The organism is Mesorhizobium sp. M7A.F.Ce.TU.012.03.2.1 (assembly GCF_004006095.1).
Lineage (GTDB): Bacteria > Pseudomonadota > Alphaproteobacteria > Rhizobiales > Rhizobiaceae > Mesorhizobium.
In genome coordinates, this window is the sequence record NZ_CP034779.1 from 543,790 (window position 1) to 562,366 (window position 18,577).

General features: G+C 63.9%; 16 protein-coding genes. 4 read left to right on the forward strand and 12 right to left on the reverse strand.

The features are described 5' to 3' along the window. Positions 1 to 48 precede the first annotated feature (48 nt). From miaB to EJ079_RS02630, 10 genes are all read right to left on the reverse strand, one after another. Positions 49 to 1,458: a tRNA (N6-isopentenyl adenosine(37)-C2)-methylthiotransferase MiaB gene (miaB, locus tag EJ079_RS02585; protein ID WP_127395543.1), complete on the reverse strand. Its 1,410-nt coding sequence runs from the start codon at positions 1,456 to 1,458 to the stop codon at positions 49 to 51. Between the two features lie 74 nt (positions 1,459 to 1,532). Further along, a complete protein-coding gene (locus EJ079_RS02590) occupies positions 1,533 to 2,333 on the reverse strand; it encodes a 1-acyl-sn-glycerol-3-phosphate acyltransferase (RefSeq protein ID WP_127266949.1) in 801 nt (266 codons plus the stop codon). Between the two features lie 21 nt (positions 2,334 to 2,354). After that, a complete protein-coding gene (gene rimI, locus EJ079_RS02595; protein ID WP_024503455.1) occupies positions 2,355 to 2,849 on the reverse strand; it encodes a ribosomal protein S18-alanine N-acetyltransferase in 495 nt (164 codons plus the stop codon). Continuing rightward, positions 2,850 to 3,527, reverse strand: coding sequence for a tRNA (adenosine(37)-N6)-threonylcarbamoyltransferase complex dimerization subunit type 1 TsaB (tsaB, locus tag EJ079_RS02600; RefSeq protein ID WP_127807966.1), 678 nt, complete (start codon positions 3,525 to 3,527; stop codon positions 2,850 to 2,852). It lies immediately after the preceding gene. Positions 3,528 to 3,622: 95 nt separating this feature from the next. Continuing rightward, positions 3,623 to 4,729 carry a DUF1513 domain-containing protein gene (locus EJ079_RS02605; RefSeq protein ID WP_127807967.1) on the reverse strand — a complete coding sequence of 369 codons (1,107 nt, stop codon included), beginning with the start codon at positions 4,727 to 4,729 and terminating at the stop codon, positions 3,623 to 3,625. Between the two features lies 1 nt (position 4,730). Next, positions 4,731 to 5,810: an imelysin family protein gene (locus EJ079_RS02610; protein WP_127807968.1), complete on the reverse strand. Its 1,080-nt coding sequence runs from the start codon at positions 5,808 to 5,810 to the stop codon at positions 4,731 to 4,733. Further along, positions 5,810 to 7,411, reverse strand: a complete 1,602-nt coding sequence (locus EJ079_RS02615; RefSeq protein WP_127807969.1) for a di-heme oxidoredictase family protein — start codon at positions 7,409 to 7,411, stop codon at positions 5,810 to 5,812. Before EJ079_RS02615 ends, EJ079_RS02610 begins: the two co-directional genes overlap by 1 nt. A 12-nt stretch (positions 7,412 to 7,423) precedes the next feature. After that, the gene (gene bfr, locus EJ079_RS02620) at positions 7,424 to 7,909 is read right to left on the reverse strand and encodes a bacterioferritin (protein ID WP_013527914.1); all 486 of its coding nucleotides are present in this window, start codon (positions 7,907 to 7,909) and stop codon (positions 7,424 to 7,426) included. Further along, a complete protein-coding gene (locus EJ079_RS02625; RefSeq protein ID WP_127395538.1) occupies positions 7,875 to 8,186 on the reverse strand; it encodes a (2Fe-2S)-binding protein in 312 nt (103 codons plus the stop codon). Before EJ079_RS02625 ends, bfr begins: the two co-directional genes overlap by 35 nt. A 113-nt stretch (positions 8,187 to 8,299) precedes the next feature. Beyond that, on the reverse strand, positions 8,300 to 9,589 hold the full coding sequence (locus EJ079_RS02630) for an imelysin family protein (RefSeq protein ID WP_127807970.1): 1,290 nt from the start codon (positions 9,587 to 9,589) through the stop codon (positions 8,300 to 8,302). A gap of 433 nt (positions 9,590 to 10,022) precedes the next feature. Here EJ079_RS02630 and EJ079_RS02635 point away from each other — a divergent pair, with 433 nt between their 5' ends. Next, on the forward strand, positions 10,023 to 11,276 hold the full coding sequence (locus tag EJ079_RS02635) for an FAD-dependent oxidoreductase (RefSeq protein ID WP_127807971.1): 1,254 nt from the start codon (positions 10,023 to 10,025) through the stop codon (positions 11,274 to 11,276). Between the two features lie 118 nt (positions 11,277 to 11,394). Here the strand turns inward: EJ079_RS02635 and EJ079_RS02640 are convergent, their stop codons facing one another. Then, a complete protein-coding gene (locus EJ079_RS02640; RefSeq protein WP_127807972.1) occupies positions 11,395 to 12,672 on the reverse strand; it encodes a 4-aminobutyrate--2-oxoglutarate transaminase in 1,278 nt (425 codons plus the stop codon). 243 nt (positions 12,673 to 12,915) lie between these two features. Between EJ079_RS02640 and EJ079_RS02645 the strand changes: the two genes are divergently transcribed. From EJ079_RS02645 to EJ079_RS02655, 3 genes are read left to right on the forward strand one after another with little or no spacing between them, the layout of a single operon-like run. Further along, positions 12,916 to 14,055, forward strand: a complete 1,140-nt coding sequence (locus tag EJ079_RS02645; RefSeq protein WP_127807973.1) for an efflux RND transporter periplasmic adaptor subunit — start codon at positions 12,916 to 12,918, stop codon at positions 14,053 to 14,055. After that, positions 14,052 to 15,131 (forward strand): efflux RND transporter periplasmic adaptor subunit, encoded by a 1,080-nt coding sequence (locus EJ079_RS02650; RefSeq protein ID WP_127807974.1) that lies wholly within the window; start codon positions 14,052 to 14,054, stop codon positions 15,129 to 15,131. Before EJ079_RS02645 ends, EJ079_RS02650 begins: the two co-directional genes overlap by 4 nt. Then, entirely contained in the window at positions 15,128 to 18,223 is a 3,096-nt protein-coding gene (locus tag EJ079_RS02655) for an efflux RND transporter permease subunit (RefSeq protein WP_127807975.1), read from the forward strand. Before EJ079_RS02650 ends, EJ079_RS02655 begins: the two co-directional genes overlap by 4 nt. Before the next feature lie 12 nt (positions 18,224 to 18,235). Here EJ079_RS02655 and EJ079_RS02660 read toward each other — a convergent pair whose 3' ends face one another. After that, the gene (locus tag EJ079_RS02660; RefSeq protein WP_127807976.1) at positions 18,236 to 18,574 is read right to left on the reverse strand and encodes a hypothetical protein; all 339 of its coding nucleotides are present in this window, start codon (positions 18,572 to 18,574) and stop codon (positions 18,236 to 18,238) included. Positions 18,575 to 18,577: the final 3 nt, after the last annotated feature.

Sequence of the window (18,577 nt, forward strand, 5' to 3'; positions counted from 1 at the left end):
TCTTCAGCTCTGCTGCGCTCAACCGTCTCTCCTCATCTGCCGAGACCCTCAGGCCAATTCGGCGAACAGGCTGTTGTAGCCCGTCTTCGTGATTCGCACCTGGATAATGTCACCGATTTCGCCGGCCTTTTCATCAACAATAACCGGCTGCAGCCAAGGCGAGCGGCCAACCTTCTGGCCGGCCTGACGGCCGGGCTTCTCGATCAGCGTGTCGATGGTGCTTCCGACGAGGCTCAAACCGAAATCCTGCTGCTGCTTCACAAGCAGAGCCTGCAGTCTCTGCAAGCGCTCGTCCTTGACGGTTTCCGGCACGTGATCGGACATTTCGGCGCCCGGCGTGCCGGGGCGCGGCGAATATTTGAACGAAAAGGCCGAGGCGTAATTCACCTGACGCACCAGCTCCATGGTCGCCTCGAAATCCGCCTCGGTCTCGCCGGGAAAGCCGACGATGAAGTCGCCGGAGAGCGCAATGTCAGGCCGCGCGGTACGGATACGGTCGAGCAGCGCCAGATAATCCCTCGCCGTGTGCCGGCGATTCATCGCCTTGAGGATGCGGTCGGAGCCGGATTGCACCGGTAGATGCAGATAGGGCATCAATGCCGGCAGATCGCGATGGGCCGCTATCAGTTCGTCATCCATGTCGCGCGGGTGGCTGGTGGTGTAGCGCAAACGCGCCAGCCCGGGGATTTCGGCCAGCCTGAACAGCAGGCGGCCAAGCCCCCACTCCTGACCGCTCCCGCCCTGGCCATGCCAGGCATTGACGTTCTGGCCGAGCAGCGTCACTTCGCGCACGCCGGCTTCGGCCAGGCGCTCAGCCTCCGCGACAATCTGCGCCACCGGCCGGGAGACCTCGGAGCCCCTTGTATAGGGCACAACGCAGAAGGTGCAGAACTTGTCGCAGCCTTCCTGCACGGTGAGGAAGGCGGTGACGCCGCGCTTGATGACCTCGGCCCGCTTGGGCTGCGGCAGGTGCTCGAACTTGTCTTCGATGGCGTAATCGGTCTCGACGATCTTTTCGCCGCCGCGCACCCGCGCCAGCACGTCCGGGAGCCGGTGATAGGTCTGCGGACCGATGACCAGGTCGACGGCCGGCGAACGGCGGATGATCTCGGCGCCTTCGGCCTGCGCCACGCAGCCGGCGACGCCGACCAGCATCTCACGGCCGGCCAGGGCACGCTCGGCTTTCATATCGCGGATACGGCCGAGCTCGGAATAGACCTTTTCGGCCGCCTTCTCCCTGATATGACAGGTGTTCAGCAGCACCAGGTCGGCCTCGCCAATGGCATCGGTCGCGGAATAGCCGTCGGCAGCCAGCGCATCGGCCATACGCTGTGAATCATAGACATTCATCTGGCAGCCATAGGTCTTGATGAAGACTTTTCTCGCTGCCGCGGGAAGCACCGCCGGCTGTCCAGCCGTAGTGCCGATGTCGTCGCTTTCTATCGTGTTCAAGTCCATAAGGCGGCTTCTAACGCCTTTCCGTGACAAAAAACAGACGATTCTCGGCCCGCGCCAGCAAGAGCGTGCCGGAGCTACCGGCTCGGCCGCGGGTCGGCAAGCGCCGCCTGCATCATCTCACGCACCTGGCTTTCCATCAGTTTCGACGTCTCCTTGCGGTTCGAACCCTTGGAAAAGGCGATTGCCTCGCCGAAATGCACCTCGACGTCGAGCGCGCCCTCCGCCAGCAGAACCTTGAGATGCGGCATCAAATCCTCATCGCCGATCCAGGCGGCAAGCGGGCGATGCCGGCGGCCGAGCGGCACGCCGTGCAGACGCGTATAGGCGATCGCCACCGGCTGGATGAACACCTGTTCCGCCGCGCCTTCGGAAATCGCCATCGAGGCGGCGCCGAACAGCGTGCTCTTGAACGGCAGGACCATATTGCCGTCGCCGGTCGAGCCCTCGGCAAACAGCACCATCGCATCGCCCTTGGCCATGCGGCTGGCAATCTCGCTTGCCTGGTCGCCCGACGAACGCTTGCGCTCGCGCTCGATGAAAACGGTGCGCTGCAGCTTCGACAGCATGCCGATCAGCGGCCAGCCTTCCATATCCGCCCTGGCGATGAACTTTACGTCGGCAAAAGAGCCGAGCACCATGATGTCGGTCCAGGAGATGTGATTGGACGCAACCAGCAGCGGGCGCTTGTCGGACAGCGCTCCCTTGACATGGATGCGCATGCCGAGCGCCCTGACGATCAGCCTGTGCCAGACCTTGAGGATGAAGGTTTCCGGCCACCAGCCAGTCTTCATCGACAAGATCTGTAGCGGCACGAGGACCAACGAACCGGCGACAACGAGGCCCAGCGCCAGGAAAATCCTGATTTTCTTGATCATCGCCCCATCCCGGCCGTCTCGCTAGCGAAGATCGCGGCGCATGACAAGCGCGCCGGTCGGTCCGTGTTCGGCCGATCTGTAGTAATTCGGCCGCTTGCCGACCTCGCGGAAGCCCAGCCGACGATAAAGCGCGATCGCCGCGACATTGGTCTCGTCGACCTCGAGGAACAGCGCTTCGGCGCGCTGCGCGTGCAGTTCGCGCAACACCGCGTCCATCAATTGCCAGCCCAGCCCCTGGCGACGATGCGATCGCGCCACCGCGACGGTCAGGATCTCGCCCTCGCCTGCCGCAAGCCTCGCCAGCACGAAGCCGACGGGCGGCTTGGAGCCCTGTCCGGTTTCGCGCGCGGCATAGCCGAACACGGTGTCCTGTTCGAGCAGGGCGGCGAATTCGCCATCGGTCCAGGGGCGGACAAAGTCCTCGCGATGCAGCAGCGAGACCGCCGGACTGTCGGCGATCCTCAGCGGCTCGAGCGCGTAGTCCCGGCGGCGTGGTTGGAGAAAAGGTATGCGCATTTATCTTTCTTGCCTTGATAGAATAAAGCCAGCCTGCGGCTTGGCGTCGGCGCCGCGCATATAGAGTGGTTTCGGCCGTTCGCCCGCGCCCTTGGCGGCAGCCAGGCGGGCGTAGGTGACAATGTCGGCGGTGGCTGTCCGAGGGCCGACATCAAATTCGCGCCCGGCCGATGCGCTGATGAGCGCTGCCGCGGTGCCGGCAAGCACCGGAGACGTTTCCTTCGCCATAGTCACCACGTCAGCCAGCGTGGCCGCGGCCGGACCGTAAGTCAAGACTAACCTTTCGTCGTAAAAGGCCGCGTGGATCTCTTCACGGCCGGCATCGAGCGCCGCCAGCACGGCGCGATCGGGAAATGCCGCTGCTGCTTCGGCGGCCAGCGCCTCCAGTGTCGTCACCCCTATCGCCGGTATCTTCAGCGCCAGCGCCAGGCCACGCGCGGTCGAGACGCCGACGCGCAGACCGGTGAAAGAACCGGGGCCGACAGAGACGGCGATGGCGCCAAGACCTGCATAGTCGGTTGCGCTTGCCTCCAGCGCTTCGGCGATGACCGCCATCAGTTGCTCGGCATGGCCCTTGCCGAGATCGAGCACCTGATGGCCAAGCTCCTGCTTCGCCGTCGCGTCATAGACGCAAGCGGCGCAGAGGTTGGCGGCACAGTCGATGGCAAGCAATTTCATGAGGCAACCGGTTCGAAAAACAATTCCCTGTGCCCGCCACGGCCCGCCACCGCAAGGGGATAGTGCATAATTCGTTAAGCGGCTTCGCTTGTAGCCTATGCGGCCTGTTCGATACGCAGCATGTGGTTGTCCCAGACATAGTCCGGTTCGGAGCGTGTCGCGCCGCTGCCCTCGATGATCTCGCCGGCGCCGGTGGTGGCCATGAAGCCGGTTCCATCGGGCGCCACGCCGCAGACCTCGACCAATGCGCTGTTCGCAACGACCCGGCCGCTGGCCGCATCGATCACGACGAGCGAGTTGCCTTCCGGCGAGGAAACGGCGACGGTTCCGGCAGCCCGATTGGCGGCTACCGAGCCTATGTAGTTGCGGAAGCCGGACAAAACGTCCTGCGGCATGTCCAGCAACTGCAGCTCCTTGCCGCGCGCGGCGCGACCGACCAGCAACGGTCGATCGGTGCCCGGCCCCCTGTACTGGCAGCCGAACCAGACGCTTCCGGACCGATCGGTGTCCATATGGCGGATCGACAGCTGATGCAGTGCGGCCGGCAATTCGTGCTTCTCGATAAGATCGCCGGTGACGCGGTCTATCAGCACATAGGACGGCTTCATGGTTGCAATGTTGAGCTCGGCGCGGCCGTAATCCGGATGGGTCTCGATGCCGCCATTGGCAACCGCGATCGTCCTGCCATCGCCCAGGAGCAGAAGCTCGTGCGGACCCATGCCATAGGTCGGGAATTCGCCGACACGGCTGAATTTGGCCCGCGCATCGTAGACGCCGACGACGCCGGCGGCGTTGTCGAAGTCGTTTTCGGTGGCATAGAGCAGCGCACCGTCGGCCGAGAACACGCCATGGCCGAAGAAATGCCGGCCGGCGATGCTGGCGATGGTCAGCGGCGCGTCACGGCCCGAGTGATCGAAAACCACGGCGAAGGTGCCGGGCTGACGCGCGAAGACCACCGAGCGTTTCGATATGGGATCGAAGGTGACATCGTGGCCGCGATCGGGCAGTTCGATCGCATGCAGGACCTTGCCGGCCTCGGACAGGACGGCAGCGCCAAAGCTGCCGTCGCGTTTGACGAAAGCCGTGGCGAAGACGGCGTCGGCCACAAGCGTGGTTGCCCAGGCCGAGGGCGTCATCGTCGCCATGAAGCCAACGCCTGCAGCTCTCAGGAAATCGCGGCGATCTATCAGAGGGGTTTTCAATTCAGTCCCCATCCAGCGAAGAGAAGCCTGCGGTCAGTCCGAATTCGGCGGTCAACCTCGTGCCGATCAAGGCCGACAGGCTGGAGGTGATCAGCGCGAAATGATCGAGCTTGTCACGAAGCGCCGGATCGGCAAGCGCCTTGTCGATTGGACCGCTGACCGCCTTGGCGGTGGCGACACCGTTGACCAGCTGGATGTGGATCGACTCGGCCATCCAGCGCGCATCGGCCGGCAGAGCATCGCCAAGTTTCGAGGCCTGGAACAGCGTATCGATGCCGGAGAGATTGCCGGCCAGTGACGCGGTGGTGTTTTGCGAGCGCCAATAGATTGCCTGTTTCGGCTTGTCCGCATCCGGCTTGCCGCCGAAAAACCCTTTCAGGCGCACGTCGCGGACCATTTCCAGTTCGTTGATGAAGACGCCGACCAGTTCCGTCACCGCTTCGTTGCCGTCGCGGTAGAGCGGGTTCTGCGCCCCCGGATTGGCCCAAAGCGCGGCAAAGCCGTCCGGCTTGTTCCAGGCGGCGCTGACCTCGCCGGCCATGGTTTCGATGTTGCCGGCAACGGCAGTGCCATAAGCGCAGCGGTAGGGATCATCCTTGCCGGCAAGTGCATCGGCGCCGTCGCCGTAAAGAACGAATTCGAGCGCGCCCAGCCCCTGCATGGCAACGCTCTTGCCGGCCAGTTGTGCCGGATCGGTCGCGGTCGGATCCTTGTCGGACAGCGCCGCCTGTACCTGTTTCAGGCCGATGCTCTTGCGATCCGGCCAGAACAGCATGCGCTCCAGCCGGTTGTTCTCCTTGATCGGTCCGAAGCCGATGATTTCGGCTAACGACCAGGCATAGACGGTGGCGGAGAATTCGGCGCGTGCGGCATCGAGTTTTCCTTGCGAGGGCGTGACGCACAGCTTGCGCATGGATCCGGTCAAGGCTTCCGCATGCTCGTGCAGGCCGGCATAGGCCGGGCGGACGAAGCCATCGATCGCGCGCTGGATGATATCGGAGGCTTTGACCGCCGCAGACGCAGGGGCAACGCCCAGCAATGCCAGCGCAAGAACGAGAAACAATGCAGAACGCTTGAACATCACAGTGACTCCAGGAATTTGAGCAGCGCGTCACGCTCAGTCGCACTGGCGGCGGCAAAGCGGTCGCGCGCTTTCTGCGCCTCGCCGCCATGCCACAGGATCGCCTCGGTCAGGCTGCGCGCGCGCCCGTCATGCAGGAAGAAGGAATTGCCGTTGACCGTCCCGGTCAGGCCGATGCCCCACAGCGGCGGCGTGCGCCATTCATTGCCCGTCGCATCTCCCACAGCCTGGCCATCGGCCAGATCTGGCCCCATGTCGTGCAGCAGGAAGTCGGAATAAGGCCAGATCAACTGGAACGCCTGCGCCTTGTTGGGCGTATCGCGGCGCGTGACGAATTTCGGCGTGTGGCAGGCAATGCAGCCGATCTCGTAGAATGTTTTTTTGCCCGCGAGCACGTCGGGCCGGTCGAGGTCGCGGCGCGGCGGCACGGCCAGGTTCTGCGAATAGAAGGTGACGAGATCCATCACCGGCGGCGGCGCCTCGATCGGGCCAAGACGCTGCTGCACGCCGTTCGGCATGTCGAGGCATTTTGCCTCCGCAGCAGTGCAATCGCCCCAATGCTTCGGCTCTTCGGGCGTCGAGATGCCGATGTCGCCGGCAAAGGCGTCCGCCGCCTGCTGGCGGAGCGACGCGGTCTGTGCCTTCCAGCCGAAACGGCCAAGCGTCAGTTTTCCGTTCAGGCTATCGCGCACGATGTTCGGCCTGCCGGAAATGCCGTCGCGGTCCCTGTCGTCCGGATCGGCGTGGGCGAGAATATCAGCCGGCGCGATCTGTTCGATCAGGCCCAAGCCGATCATCGGCGGGGTCAGGCGCGGCGACAGCGTGGTGCGTGGGTCAAGCGGCCCGTAGCCAAGGCCGTCAACCGAATAGCTCGGCTTGCGCAAGGAGATCACAGTGCGGTCCGTCAGCTCTACCTTACGTTCTTGGTAGTCGACATGCATCCTGCCTTCACCGGGCAGGCCGGGTACGGCGAGCTCCTGCAATTGCCTGCCGTAGACCGGGTCGGGGAAGTTGAGCACCTCGTGGTCGGCAAGCGCCGCCTTCTCTTCCGCGCTGCTGGCGTCACGGGCCAGCCGCAGGAACATCGACGTGGTGCCGACGTCGCCTTGCGGCGGGCGGCCGCGGCCATCCTTCAGATGGCAGTTCTGGCAGGCACGTTCGTTGAACAGCGGGCCGAGCCCGTCCGACGCCTGCGTCGAGGATGGCGACGAGACCCAGTTCTTGCGGAAAAGGGCATTGCCGAGTTTGAAGTCGCCCTCTTCCTCGAAGGTGATGTTGGCCGAGGATTGCGAGAAGGAATCGCGGCTGACGTCCTTCCGGGACGTGCCGGCGCCACCTTGCATCAGTTCGAACTGCTCTGGCCTGGAAAAATCCGCGGTCGGCCTCGTGACGGCGATGACGCGCGCCTGGTCCTTCGCATTGAGGTCGGTGCGCGTGGTGGCGAGCCCGGCAGGCTGAAGATCACCGGCCATCGCCGAGGAGGCAAGCGCCAACACGAGCACGACATAGCGCCGACGCGCCAATCCGGCCGGCGTCTTGCGAAGGAGCGGCGAGCCATTGGCCCGCCGCGAGCGGCGCACGAATTCTAGCAGGCGCCGCATTCCCGCATGCCCTTACTCCGCCTCGTCCGCCGATGCGGCGTTGAGCTGGCCGTATTTTTCCTCGCCGATCGAGGCAAGCAGGTCGAGCTGCGTCTCGAGAAAGTCGATGTGACCCTCCTCGTCGGCGAGCAATTCCTCGAACAGCTTCATCGTGACGTAGTCGCCGGCGTCGTTGCAGATTTCGCGCGACCGCTTGTAGGCGGTACGTGCGTCATATTCGCCGGCAAGATCGGATTCGAGCACTTCCTTGACGTTCTGCCCGATGCGCAGTGGCGCCACGGACTGCAGGTTCGGATGGCCTTCGAGGAAGATGATACGGGCGACGAGCTTGTCGGCATGGTGCATCTCCTCGATCGATTCCGCCCGCTCCTTCTTTGCCAGCTTGGCGTATCCCCAGTCCTCAAGCAGACGGAAATGCACCCAGTACTGATTGACGGCCCCAAGCTCCAGAAAAAGAGCCTCGTTAAGCCGCTCGATGATCTGCGGATCGCCTTTCATGAATTCTGCTCCCGTATTGGACGCGCAGGCCTCTGACGCGATCCAGGTGTGAAACGACATCCACGCCGCTCGCCTCCGAGCGGGCGTGGTAATTTTCGGTGACCCGAATGATCGTTTCCACCACATTTGGGAAGCAGCCGCAACAGCGACCGCGCTTTTGCATGGCATGATAGATCTTCGCCGGCACGATCAGCTGCCAGGGATCCTGGTCCAGCAGCGCGACGATCGTCTGCTCGATCTCCTTCTCGGTGATGATATTGCAATGACAAATCAGCATTGGCTTGCTCGGCTGGCTGACGGCGTCTCCCGCGCCGTGTGGCTTGATTTTCTAGCGGAGGCCGTTCCAGAGCCGGTTGTCCGGCTCCGGATCAGTCTCCTGTCTTTCGGCCCTTAATTGAACACCTTGTCCGGCGCGTCGAGGCTGTCGGACCCTTCGAAGGCGATGGTGCTGAGCTTCAGGGAGCCGACGGCGCGCTCAATCGACTTGGTCTGATCGACCAGCGCATCGATCGCCGCCTGCACGGTGGCGTTGCCCTCAACGTTGCCCTCGGCGATCTGCTGGTCATAGGCCTCGCCGGCCAGTGCACGCGCCTTGATCGCCTCCATCTTGGCGACGGTGAGATCGAGCTTGTCAGACAGTTCCTTGTCGATCGCCGGATCGGCCGCCTTCACCATATCGGCCACCGAGGGACCCGAAACGACGGTGCCGTCGAGACGCGTGTAGCTCGCACGATAGGCCGCGCGAATGCCGATGGCGTCGTAGAGATGCGAATTGTAGGTGTTGTCGGAGAAGCAATCGTGCTCCTCTTCCGGATCATGCAGCAGCAGGCCGAGCTTCATGCGCTCGCCGGCCAGTTCGCCGTAGGACAGCGAGCCCATGCCGGTGAAGATGGTCGAGATCGCCGTGTTCGGCTCGCCATCGACGAGAGCCTTGCGGGCGGCGCCGTCTTCCTTCCAGTTGCCGACCATCTCCTGAATATCCGAAACCAGAAGGTCGCTGGCCGATTTCAGATACTCGGCGCGGCGATCGCAATTGCCGCCGGTGCAGTTCTTGAGGTCGTAGTCGGTATAGGGGCGCTCGCCGGCACCCGGGCCGGTGCCATGCAGGTCCTGGCCCCAGAGCAGGAATTCGATGGCGTGGTAGCCGGTGGCGACATTGGCCTCGATGCCGCCGGCTCCCTGCAGTGTGCCGGAGAGGAACTCCGGCGAAAGCTTCGATGCATCGACCTTCTTGCCGTTGATCTCGATCTCCTTGTTGGCGATCACATTGGCCGTGTAGAGCGCGTTCGCGTCCGATTCGGTGCCGTAGCTCTTGGCAACGTAGTCGATCAAGCCTTCATCCAGCGGCCAGGAGTTCACCTTGCCTTCCCAGTCGTCGACGCTCTTGTTGCCGAAGCGGTAGACCTCGGTCTGCTGGTAGGGAACGCGCGATGCCTTCCAGGCGTCACGGGCAGCGTTGAGGGTTTCCACCGATGGCGCGGCGAGCAGCGCGTCGACCGCCTTGTCGAGCGCCTGCGCGGTGGTCAGCGAATCCTCGTATTTGGCGAGTGCGATGTCGGAATAGGTCTTGATGACCGCCTTTGCATCGGTTTCCGCCTTTGCCGGCAACACGAATACCGCCGCCGTCAGCAGGGCAGTGGCGCCGATCGCCGCAAGCCTGCTGCCATATCGTGCTGTCATAATCACTCTCCAGTTTCTCGGAAATTCTGTAAACGGCGCGCGCAACAACCGGCGCCAGGCCATCTGTGGGCCATTGGGCGCAAGAGATGCCGCGCCATCGCGCGGTTCGCGGAAGAAAGACACCAAAATGCCTCCAATCGAAAGGGTTCAAGGCCCAGACATTAAAGGGATGCGCTGACGCGCGAGCCTCCATAAAGCTGCGACATCGTCGGATGTCAATGACAATCCGCAGGAAAAGTCAATTGAAACAACAGTTTAGAATTATTCTAAACTACGACTCTCAACTTTATGCATTTTCCTGCACCGGTCTTGCCGCTGAACTGTGCGATTGACAGCCGCCATCCCGGATGCGACCCGCAAAAGCTCGCTTGCAGCGGTGCCAGACAATTGCCATCTGGCGAAACATCCTAGGGTAGAATCAGGATTGGATGCGATGAAGAACGGTGTGGTCATTGTCGGCGCGGGTCATGCGGGCGTGCAAGCGGCCGCCAGTCTGCGCGAAGACGGCTATGACGGGCCGGTGATCCTCGTTGGGGATGAGGACGAACTTCCCTATCACAAGCCGCCGCTGTCGAAGACTTTCATCAAGGATGCCGAGGCCAAGCCGCAACCCTTGCGCGGCGAGGCCTTTTACACCGGCAGCGCCATCGATTACCGGCCTGGCGTCAGGATCGATCGGATCGATGCCGGACGCCGCAGTTTGGATATTGCCGGCGGTGGTGCGCTGGCCTTTGACCATCTGATCCTGGCGACAGGCTCGCGCCCGCGCACGCTGCCGCTGCCCGGTGCCGACCTGTCCGGTGTGCTGTCGCTGCGCTCGCTGGCCGATGCGCGGCTGATCCGCGACCTCAGCGCGCAAAGCGACGAAGTCGTCATCCTCGGCGGCGGTTTCATCGGGTTGGAGATCGCAGCCACGTTGAGGGCCGCCGGTCGCACGGTGACAGTGGTCGAGGCGGTGGACCGGCTGCTCGGCCGCGCCGTGGCGCCGGTCGTGGCGAGCCACGTCCGGCAACGGCTGGAGGCGACAGGCGTGCGCATCCTCACCGGCACCTCGATCGCCAGGCTCGATGGCGAAAACGGTCATGTCACGGCCGCCATCACCTCATCAGGCGAAAGGCTGCCGGCGCGCATGCTCATCGTCGGCGTTGGTGCCGTGCCCAATTTAGAACTGGCGCAGGCGGCCGGCCTCAGCATCGCCAACGGCATTCGCGTCGATCATCAAATGCGCACATCGATGCCGGAGATTCTCGCTATTGGCGATGCTGCCTCTTACCGTCACTGGCTCACCGGCGGCGACGTGCGGCTGGAATCGGTGCAGAATGCCACCGACCAGGCGCGGCTTGCCGCGCGCACGATATCGGGCCACCCCGACGCCTATTCGGCGGTGCCATGGTTCTGGTCCGACATCGGCGACATGAAATTGCAAATGGTCGGCCTGACCGCCGGCGGCGACAGCCATGTCGTGCTGGGAGATCTGCCCGACAACAAGTTCTCGATCTACCACTATGCCGGCGACCGGCTGCTCGGTATCGAATCGGTCAACCGTCCCGGCGACCACATGCTTGGCCGCAAGATGCTCGGCGCTGGCTTCTCGCCGACGCCGCAGCTGGTTGCTGAGGGACCTGACGGTCTGAAGGCGGCGCTGGCCGCATTCCAGCAGGATGAGCCTGCAAGGGCTGCGGGCTAGCCCCCCGCTTACCCTCCCCCTTGTGGGGAGGGTCGCTGCGAAGCAGCGGGGTGGGGGTGGGCGCCAAGCCCCCACCCGGACCTTCGGCCCGACCTCCCCACAAGGGGGAGGTAGAAGTTCAGGCGGCGCAGACTTCGCGGATCGAGCTTTCCAGGATGTCGAGTGCTTCGTTCATGACTTCGTCCTGGATGGTGATCGGCGCCAGGAAGCGGATGACGTTGCCGTAGACACCGCAGGTCAGCAGGATCAGGCCCTTGTCGAGCGCCTTCAACCGGATCGCATTGGCGATCTCAGCCGACGGCAGGCCCTTCTTGACGTCGTTGAACTCGACCGCATTCATGAAGCCGAGGCCTCTGATGTCGACGATCTCGGGCACGTCGTCACGGATCGACTGCAGCCGCTGCTTCAGCCTTGCGCCCAGCGTGTTGGCGCGGTCGCACAGGTTTTCGTCCTCGATCACGTCGAGCACGGCGTGCGCGGCGGCAACACCGATCGGGCTGCCGCCATAGGTGCCGCCGAGCCCGCCGGGGCCGGGCGCATCCATGATTTCGGCGCGGCCGGTGACCGCGGCCAGCGGGAAACCGCCGGCCAGGCTCTTGGCCATGGTGGTCATGTCTGCGGCCACCTCATGGTGATCCATCGCAAACATCTTGCCGGTGCGGGCAAAGCCGGTCTGCACTTCGTCGGCGATCAGCAGCATGCCGTGCTGGTCGCAAAGCTTGCGCAGCGCAACCAGGAAGTCACGCGGCGCGTCGTAGAAACCGCCTTCGCCCTGAACCGGCTCGATGATGATGGCTGCGACGCGGGCCGGATCGACATCGGCCTTGAACAGCCGGTCGAGCGCGGCCAGCGAGTCGGCGACCGAGACACCGTGCAGCGGCACCGGGAACGGCGCATGATAGACGTCGCCCGGCATGGCGCCGAAGCCGACCTTGTAGGGCACGACCTTGCCGGTCAGCGCCATGCCCATGAAGGTGCGGCCATGGAAGCCGCCGGCGAAGGCGATGACCGCCTGACGGCCGGTGGCATTGCGGGCGATCTTGATGGCGTTCTCTACCGCCTCGGCCCCGGTGGTGACGAAGATCGTCTTCTTCTCGAACTTGCCGGGCAGCATGCCGTTCAGCCGTTCGGCCAGGCGCACATAGCTCTCATAGGGCACCACCTGGTGGCAGGTGTGGGTGAAGCGGTCGAGCTGTGCCTTGACCGCCTCGATCACCCTGGGATGGCGATGCCCGGTGTTGACCACGGCGATGCCCGACGAGAAATCGATATAGCGACGTCCCTCGACATCCCAGATTTCCGAATTTTCAGCCCGGTCGGCATAGATCTGCGTGGTCATGCCGACGCCGCGGGAAATCGATTGGTTCTTGCGTTCGGAAATGGCTGAATTCTTCATCGTATCCCTCACCGGGCCGGCGCCCGTCCTGTTTGATGCCGTTGAGACGTCTTCTGACCTTATTTCACGTTTTCCTCAAGTCGGCACCACCGGCAGGCGATTGGGCCTGCGGTGGGCAGATCCGGCGCTTAACCAGTCAGGCGATACACGTACGAGACCGGTTTCCTTTTCTCGGGGATCGACTATCCTCTGGATGTCCACGAGGCATCGCGATCAGCGGGCGGCCCGCGGCCGGGGGAGCCCATGAGCAGGAACGTGACTTCGCCCGTCTCGCAGCCATCGGTCCCAGCTCCCGGTCTTTTGTCTTTTCCAGCCGCCCCGGCGCTTTTCGCCTGCACGGCTGCGCTGCTTTTGGTCGGCTGCCAGAAGCAGGAAGCGGTGGACAAGAAACTGCAGATCATGGTGCGCACCGAAACGGTGGCGATGGCCGACTATGCGCCAAGGACCTCACTGACCGGGGTGATCGCGGCGCGTACGCTGAACAATCTGTCGTTCCGGGTCGGCGGTCGCGTCGCCGAACGGTTTGTCGATGTCGGCCAGCATGTCGATCAAGGCACGGTGCTCGCCCGGATCGATCCGCAGGAGCAGGAATCCGATTTGCGCTCGGCGCAGGCCGATCTCGACGCGGCGCAGGCGCAATTGACCCAGTCCGCCGCCGCCTTCGAACGGCAGAAGACGCTGCTCGCCCAAGGTTTTACCACCAGGCGCGATTATGACGCCGCGGACCACGCCCTGAAGGTGGCACAAGGCAGCGTCGATGCCGCGCAGAGCGCTTTCTCCAACGCCCAGCAAAACCTGTCCTTCACCGAGCTCAAGGCCGGCGCCGCCGGCGTGATCACCGCCCGCCAAGTCGAAACCGGCCAAGTGGTGCAAGCCGCGCAAACCGTCTTCACCGTCGCCGAGGACGGTGACCGCGACGCCGTGTTCAACGTGCAGGAGACGCTGATCGCCAAGACACCGGCGTCGCCTGCGGTGACGATCACGCTGTTGTCCGATCCGCAGGTCAGGGCGACGGGCAAGGTCCGCGAAATCTCGCCTGCGGTCGACCCGGCTTCGGGCTCGATCCGGGTCAAAATCGCCATTCCCGACACGCCCGCCGGCATGCCGCTTGGGGCAGCCGTCATCGGCACGGTAAGCGCCAAGCCGGCGAAGGCGATCCTGCTGCCTTGGCAGGCGCTGACGTCCAGCGGCGGCAAGCCGGCGGTCTGGATCGTCGATCCCTCGACCAAGGCAGTGACGATGGCGCTGGTCGAAGTGCTGGCGTTCAATTCGGGCACGGTCGTGATCGCCAAGGGGCTGGACGCGGGCCAGAGCGTCGTCACCGCTGGAGGACAGCTGCTCAGCCCTGGACAGACGATCGAGATATCGGGAGCGGGCCAATGAGCCGGACGCCACGCATCCTGCTCGGCGTGCTCATGCTCGGCGCGCTGGCATCCTGCTCCAAGTCGGAGGAAAAGCCGCCCGAGATCGTCCGACCGGTGCTGTCGATGGTGATCGAGCCGCGCACCACGCAAATCTTCGGTTTTGTCGGATCCGTCGAACCGCAGGTCAGCGCCGACCTGGCCTTCCGCCTGCTTGGCCGGGTCGTCTCGCGCGACGTCCAGGTCGGCGACATCGTCAGCAAGGGCACGACGATAGCGGCACTGGATCCGACCGCACTGGAGTTGGGCCTCCAGGCGGCCAAGGCGGAACTGTCCAATGCCGAGGCGCAGCTCGCCAACGCCGCCGCCAGCGAGGAACGGCAGCGCCAGTTGCTCGCCTCGGCCAACGCCACGCAAGCTGTCTTCGATGCCGCGCAGCAGGCGCGCAAAGCTGCGGAGGCAGGTGTCGAGCGGGCCAAGGCTTCGCTTGCCAAATCGCAGGAACAGCTCGGCTATGCCAGGCTGTTCTCTGATTTCGACGGTGTCGTCACCGCGGTCGGCGCCGAAGTTGGCCAGACGGTCTCGCCCGGCCAGACCGTCGTCACCGTGGCGCGTTCGGACCTGCGCGAGGCGGTGGTCGACATTCCCGATCAATTGACCGGTGATCTTGAGGCCGGCACGCCCTTCCAGGTGATCCTGCAGTCGCTGCCGACGATCCAGACCGGGGCCAAGCTGCGCGAGATCGCACCGCAATCCGAAGGCTCGACCCGCACGCGGCGCGTCAAGCTGACGCTCACGGATCCGCCACAGGCCTTCCGGCTCGGCTCGACGGTGACGGCGACCCGCGTGACCAAGGTGGCACCGACGATAGAACTGCCCATGTCGGCGCTGTTCGAAAAGAATGGTGCCGCGAAAGTGTGGATCGTCGACCCGCAGACATCCAGCGTGAACGCACGCGACATAAAGGTCGCGTCGAAGAATGGCGGCACCTTCACGGTGGCCGAGGGGCTGGAGGCCGGCATGCGTGTTGTCACGGCGGGCGTCCACAGCCTGAGCGAAGGCCAGAAGGTGACAGTGCCCGAGGGAGGGGCCTCATGAAAGGCTTCAATCTCTCCGACTGGGCGCTCAACCACCGCTCCATGGTCTGGTATTTCATGCTTGTCTTCGTCGTGGCTGGCGTGTTCTCCTACCTCAATCTCGGCCGTGAAGAAGACCCCAATTTCACCATCAAGACGATGATCATCCAGGCCAACTGGCCGGGCGCCTCGGTCAGGGAAACCGTGCAGCAGGTGACCGACCGTATCGAGAAGAAACTCGAGGAACTCGACAGCCTCGACTACACCAAGTCCGTCACCACGGCCGGCCAGACCGTCATCTTCGTCAACCTGAAGGACACCACCAAGGCACGCGATGTCGTGCCGAACTGGATTCAGGTGCGCAACATGGTCAACGACATCGCGGCGCAGTTTCCGCAGGGGGTGCAGGGACCCTTCTTCAACGACCGCTTCGGCGACGTCTATGGCAACATCTACGCCTTCACATCGGACGGGCTGACGCCGCGCCAGTTGCGCGACTATGTCGAGGACGCCAGAACAAAAATCCTGACCGTGCCCAACGCCGGCAAGGTCGACCTCGTCGGCGCCCAGGACGAGGCGATCTATCTCGAATTCTCGACCCGCCAGATCGCCGCCCTCGGCCTCAACCAGCAAGCGATCGTGGCGAGCCTGCAGGCGCAGAACGCGATCACGCCGTCCGGCGTCATCCAGTCCGGGCCGGAGCGCATCAGCGTGCGTGTCGGCGGGCAGTTCACCTCCGAAGACAGCCTGCGCGCCATCAATCTGCGGGTCGATGACCGTTTCTTCCGCCTCAGCGACGTGGCGACGATCACGCGCGGCTATGTCGATCCGCCTACGGCGCTATTCCGCTTCAACGGCCAGGACGCGATCGGGCTCGCCATCGGCATGAAACCCAACGCCAACCTGCTCGAATTCGGCGAGGCGCTGCACAAGGAGATGGACAAGGTGCTGGCCGACCTGCCGGTCGGTGTCGGCGTGCATCTGGTGGCCGACCAGCCGGTCATCGTCGAGGAGGCCGTCTCGGGCTTTACGCGCGCGCTGTTCGAGGCGGTCGCCATCGTGCTCGCCGTGTCGTTCATCAGCCTCGGCATGCGCGCCGGCTTCGTCGTGGCGCTGTCGATCCCGCTGGTGCTGGCCATCACCTTCACGGTCATGGCTTATCTCGGCATTTCGCTGCAGCGTATTTCCCTGGGGGCGCTGATCATCTCGCTCGGGCTTCTGGTCGACGACGCGATGATCGCGGTCGAGATGATGGTGGCGCGGCTGGAGGTCGGCGACAATCTGCGCAAGGCGGCGACCTATGTCTACACATCGACCGCCTTTCCGATGCTGACCGGTACGCTGGTGACGGTCGCCGGCTTCATCCCGATCGGCCTCAACAACAGCGCCGCCGGCGAATATACCTTCACCCTGTTCGTGGTCATCGCCGTTTCGCTGCTGGTGTCATGGATCGTTGCGGTGCTGTTTGCGCCACTGCTCGGCGTCACCATCCTGCCGGCGACAATGAAAGCCAAGCATCACGACCAGCCTGGCCGCTTCACCTCGCTTTTCCGGCGCGTGCTTGTCGGCTCGGTGCGCCATCACTGGCTGACCATCATCGTCACCGTGCTTTTGTTTGCCGGCTCGATCGCCGGCTTCGGGCTGGTGCAGCAGCAGTTCTTTCCGCCATCGGACCGGCCGGAGCTGATCGTCGACTGGAACCTGCCGCAGAATGCCTCGATCGCCGATACGCGCGACCAGATGGAGCGGTTCGAGCAGCGGGCGCTGGTCGGCAATCCCGACATCGACCATTTTTCGTCCTATATCGGCCAGGGCGCGGTGCGTTTCGTGCTCGCCTATGACGTGCAGCCGGCCAACCCCTATTTCGGCCAGACCGTCATCGTCACCAAAAGCATCGCGGCCCGCAACCGGGTCAAGCCGGCGCTTGAAAAACTGCTACGCGAGGAGTTCGTCGGCACCGACGCCTTCGTCAAGCCGCTCGAACTCGGACCGCCGGTCGGCCGCCCGGTGCAATATCGCGTCGGCGGTCCCGACATCCAGACGGTGCGCGAACTGGCGCAGCAATTCGCCGGTGTCATCTCCGCCAATCCAAAGCTAGCAGCGCCGACCTTCGACTGGAACGAGCCGCAGCGTGTGCTGAGGGTCGACGTGCTGCAGGACAAGGCACGCCAGCTCGGTATCACCTCCTCCGACATCGCCAGCGCGCTGAACAGTACGGTCGGCGGCGCCACCATCACGCAGGTGCGCGACGCCACCTATCTGATCAATGTCGTGGCGCGCTCGCGTGGGTCCGAACGCGGCTCGATCGAAACCTTGCAGAACATGCAGCTGCCGACCAGTACCGGCGAGGCGATCCCGCTCGCGGCCGTCGCCAACTTCCGCTACGATCTGGAGCAGCCAACGGTGTGGCGACGCGACCGCATCCCGACCATCACCGTGCGCGCCGGACTGGTCGGCGACGTGCTGCCGGCCACCGTCGTCAACGAGTTGAAGCCGTCGGTCGATGCCTTCACCGCCAAGCTGCCGCCGGGCTATTCGATCGCCACCGCCGGCTCGGTCGAGGAGAGTGCCAAAAGCCAGGGACCAATCGCCGCCGTCGTGCCGTTGATGCTGTTCGTCATGGCGACGATCCTGATGGTGCAGTTGCAGAGTTTCCAGCGCCTGTTCCTGGTGGTGGCCGTGGCGCCGCTCGGCCTGATCGGCGTGGTGGCGGCCCTGGTGCCGAGCGGAGCACCGCTCGGCTTCGTCGCCATCCTCGGCGTGCTGGCGCTGATCGGCATCCTGATCCGCAATTCGGTCATCCTGATCGTGCAGATCGAGGATCTCGTCCGGGAAGGCAAGGACCGCTGGGCCGCTGTCATCGAAGCGACGGAACACCGCATGCGGCCGATCGCGCTGACGGCCGCCGCCGCCAGCCTGGCGCTGATCCCGATCGCACGTGAAGTGTTCTGGGGGCCGATGGCCTATGCCATGATGGGCGGCATCATTGCCGGCACGGCGATTACGCTGCTGTTCCTGCCGGCGCTTTATGTGACGTGGTTCAGGATCAAGGAGCCGAAAGCCCAGGAAGAGCCACCCGTGGAGAGCGGCGAACCGGTGCAAGCCCAGACTTAAGGCTTTGGCGGGTCACTCGTTGTCGTTGGAGGGTACGGGGCGTGACTTGGCGCGCCGCCATGGCAACGATTTCGAGGCGCGCCAAGCACGCCAACGTTTCGGCAAATCGGCCAACTCCAGGATGGTTTCATCCAGTTGAACCACCTCTTGCAGGCCTACGAGCATTATCTCGCGTTCATCCCAATCTCGAATGTCGCTACTGTAGAATTGCCAACTGCCACCTTCGTCGTTGTAGCTGTCGTCGTCGTCATCTTCATGCACAACGTATGCGATCCAGTCGCCACGTTTAAATAGGCTCTTGTCCGACAACACCGCGAGATTGGGCGGATCCGCAAATTTCCATTCCTCCACGGG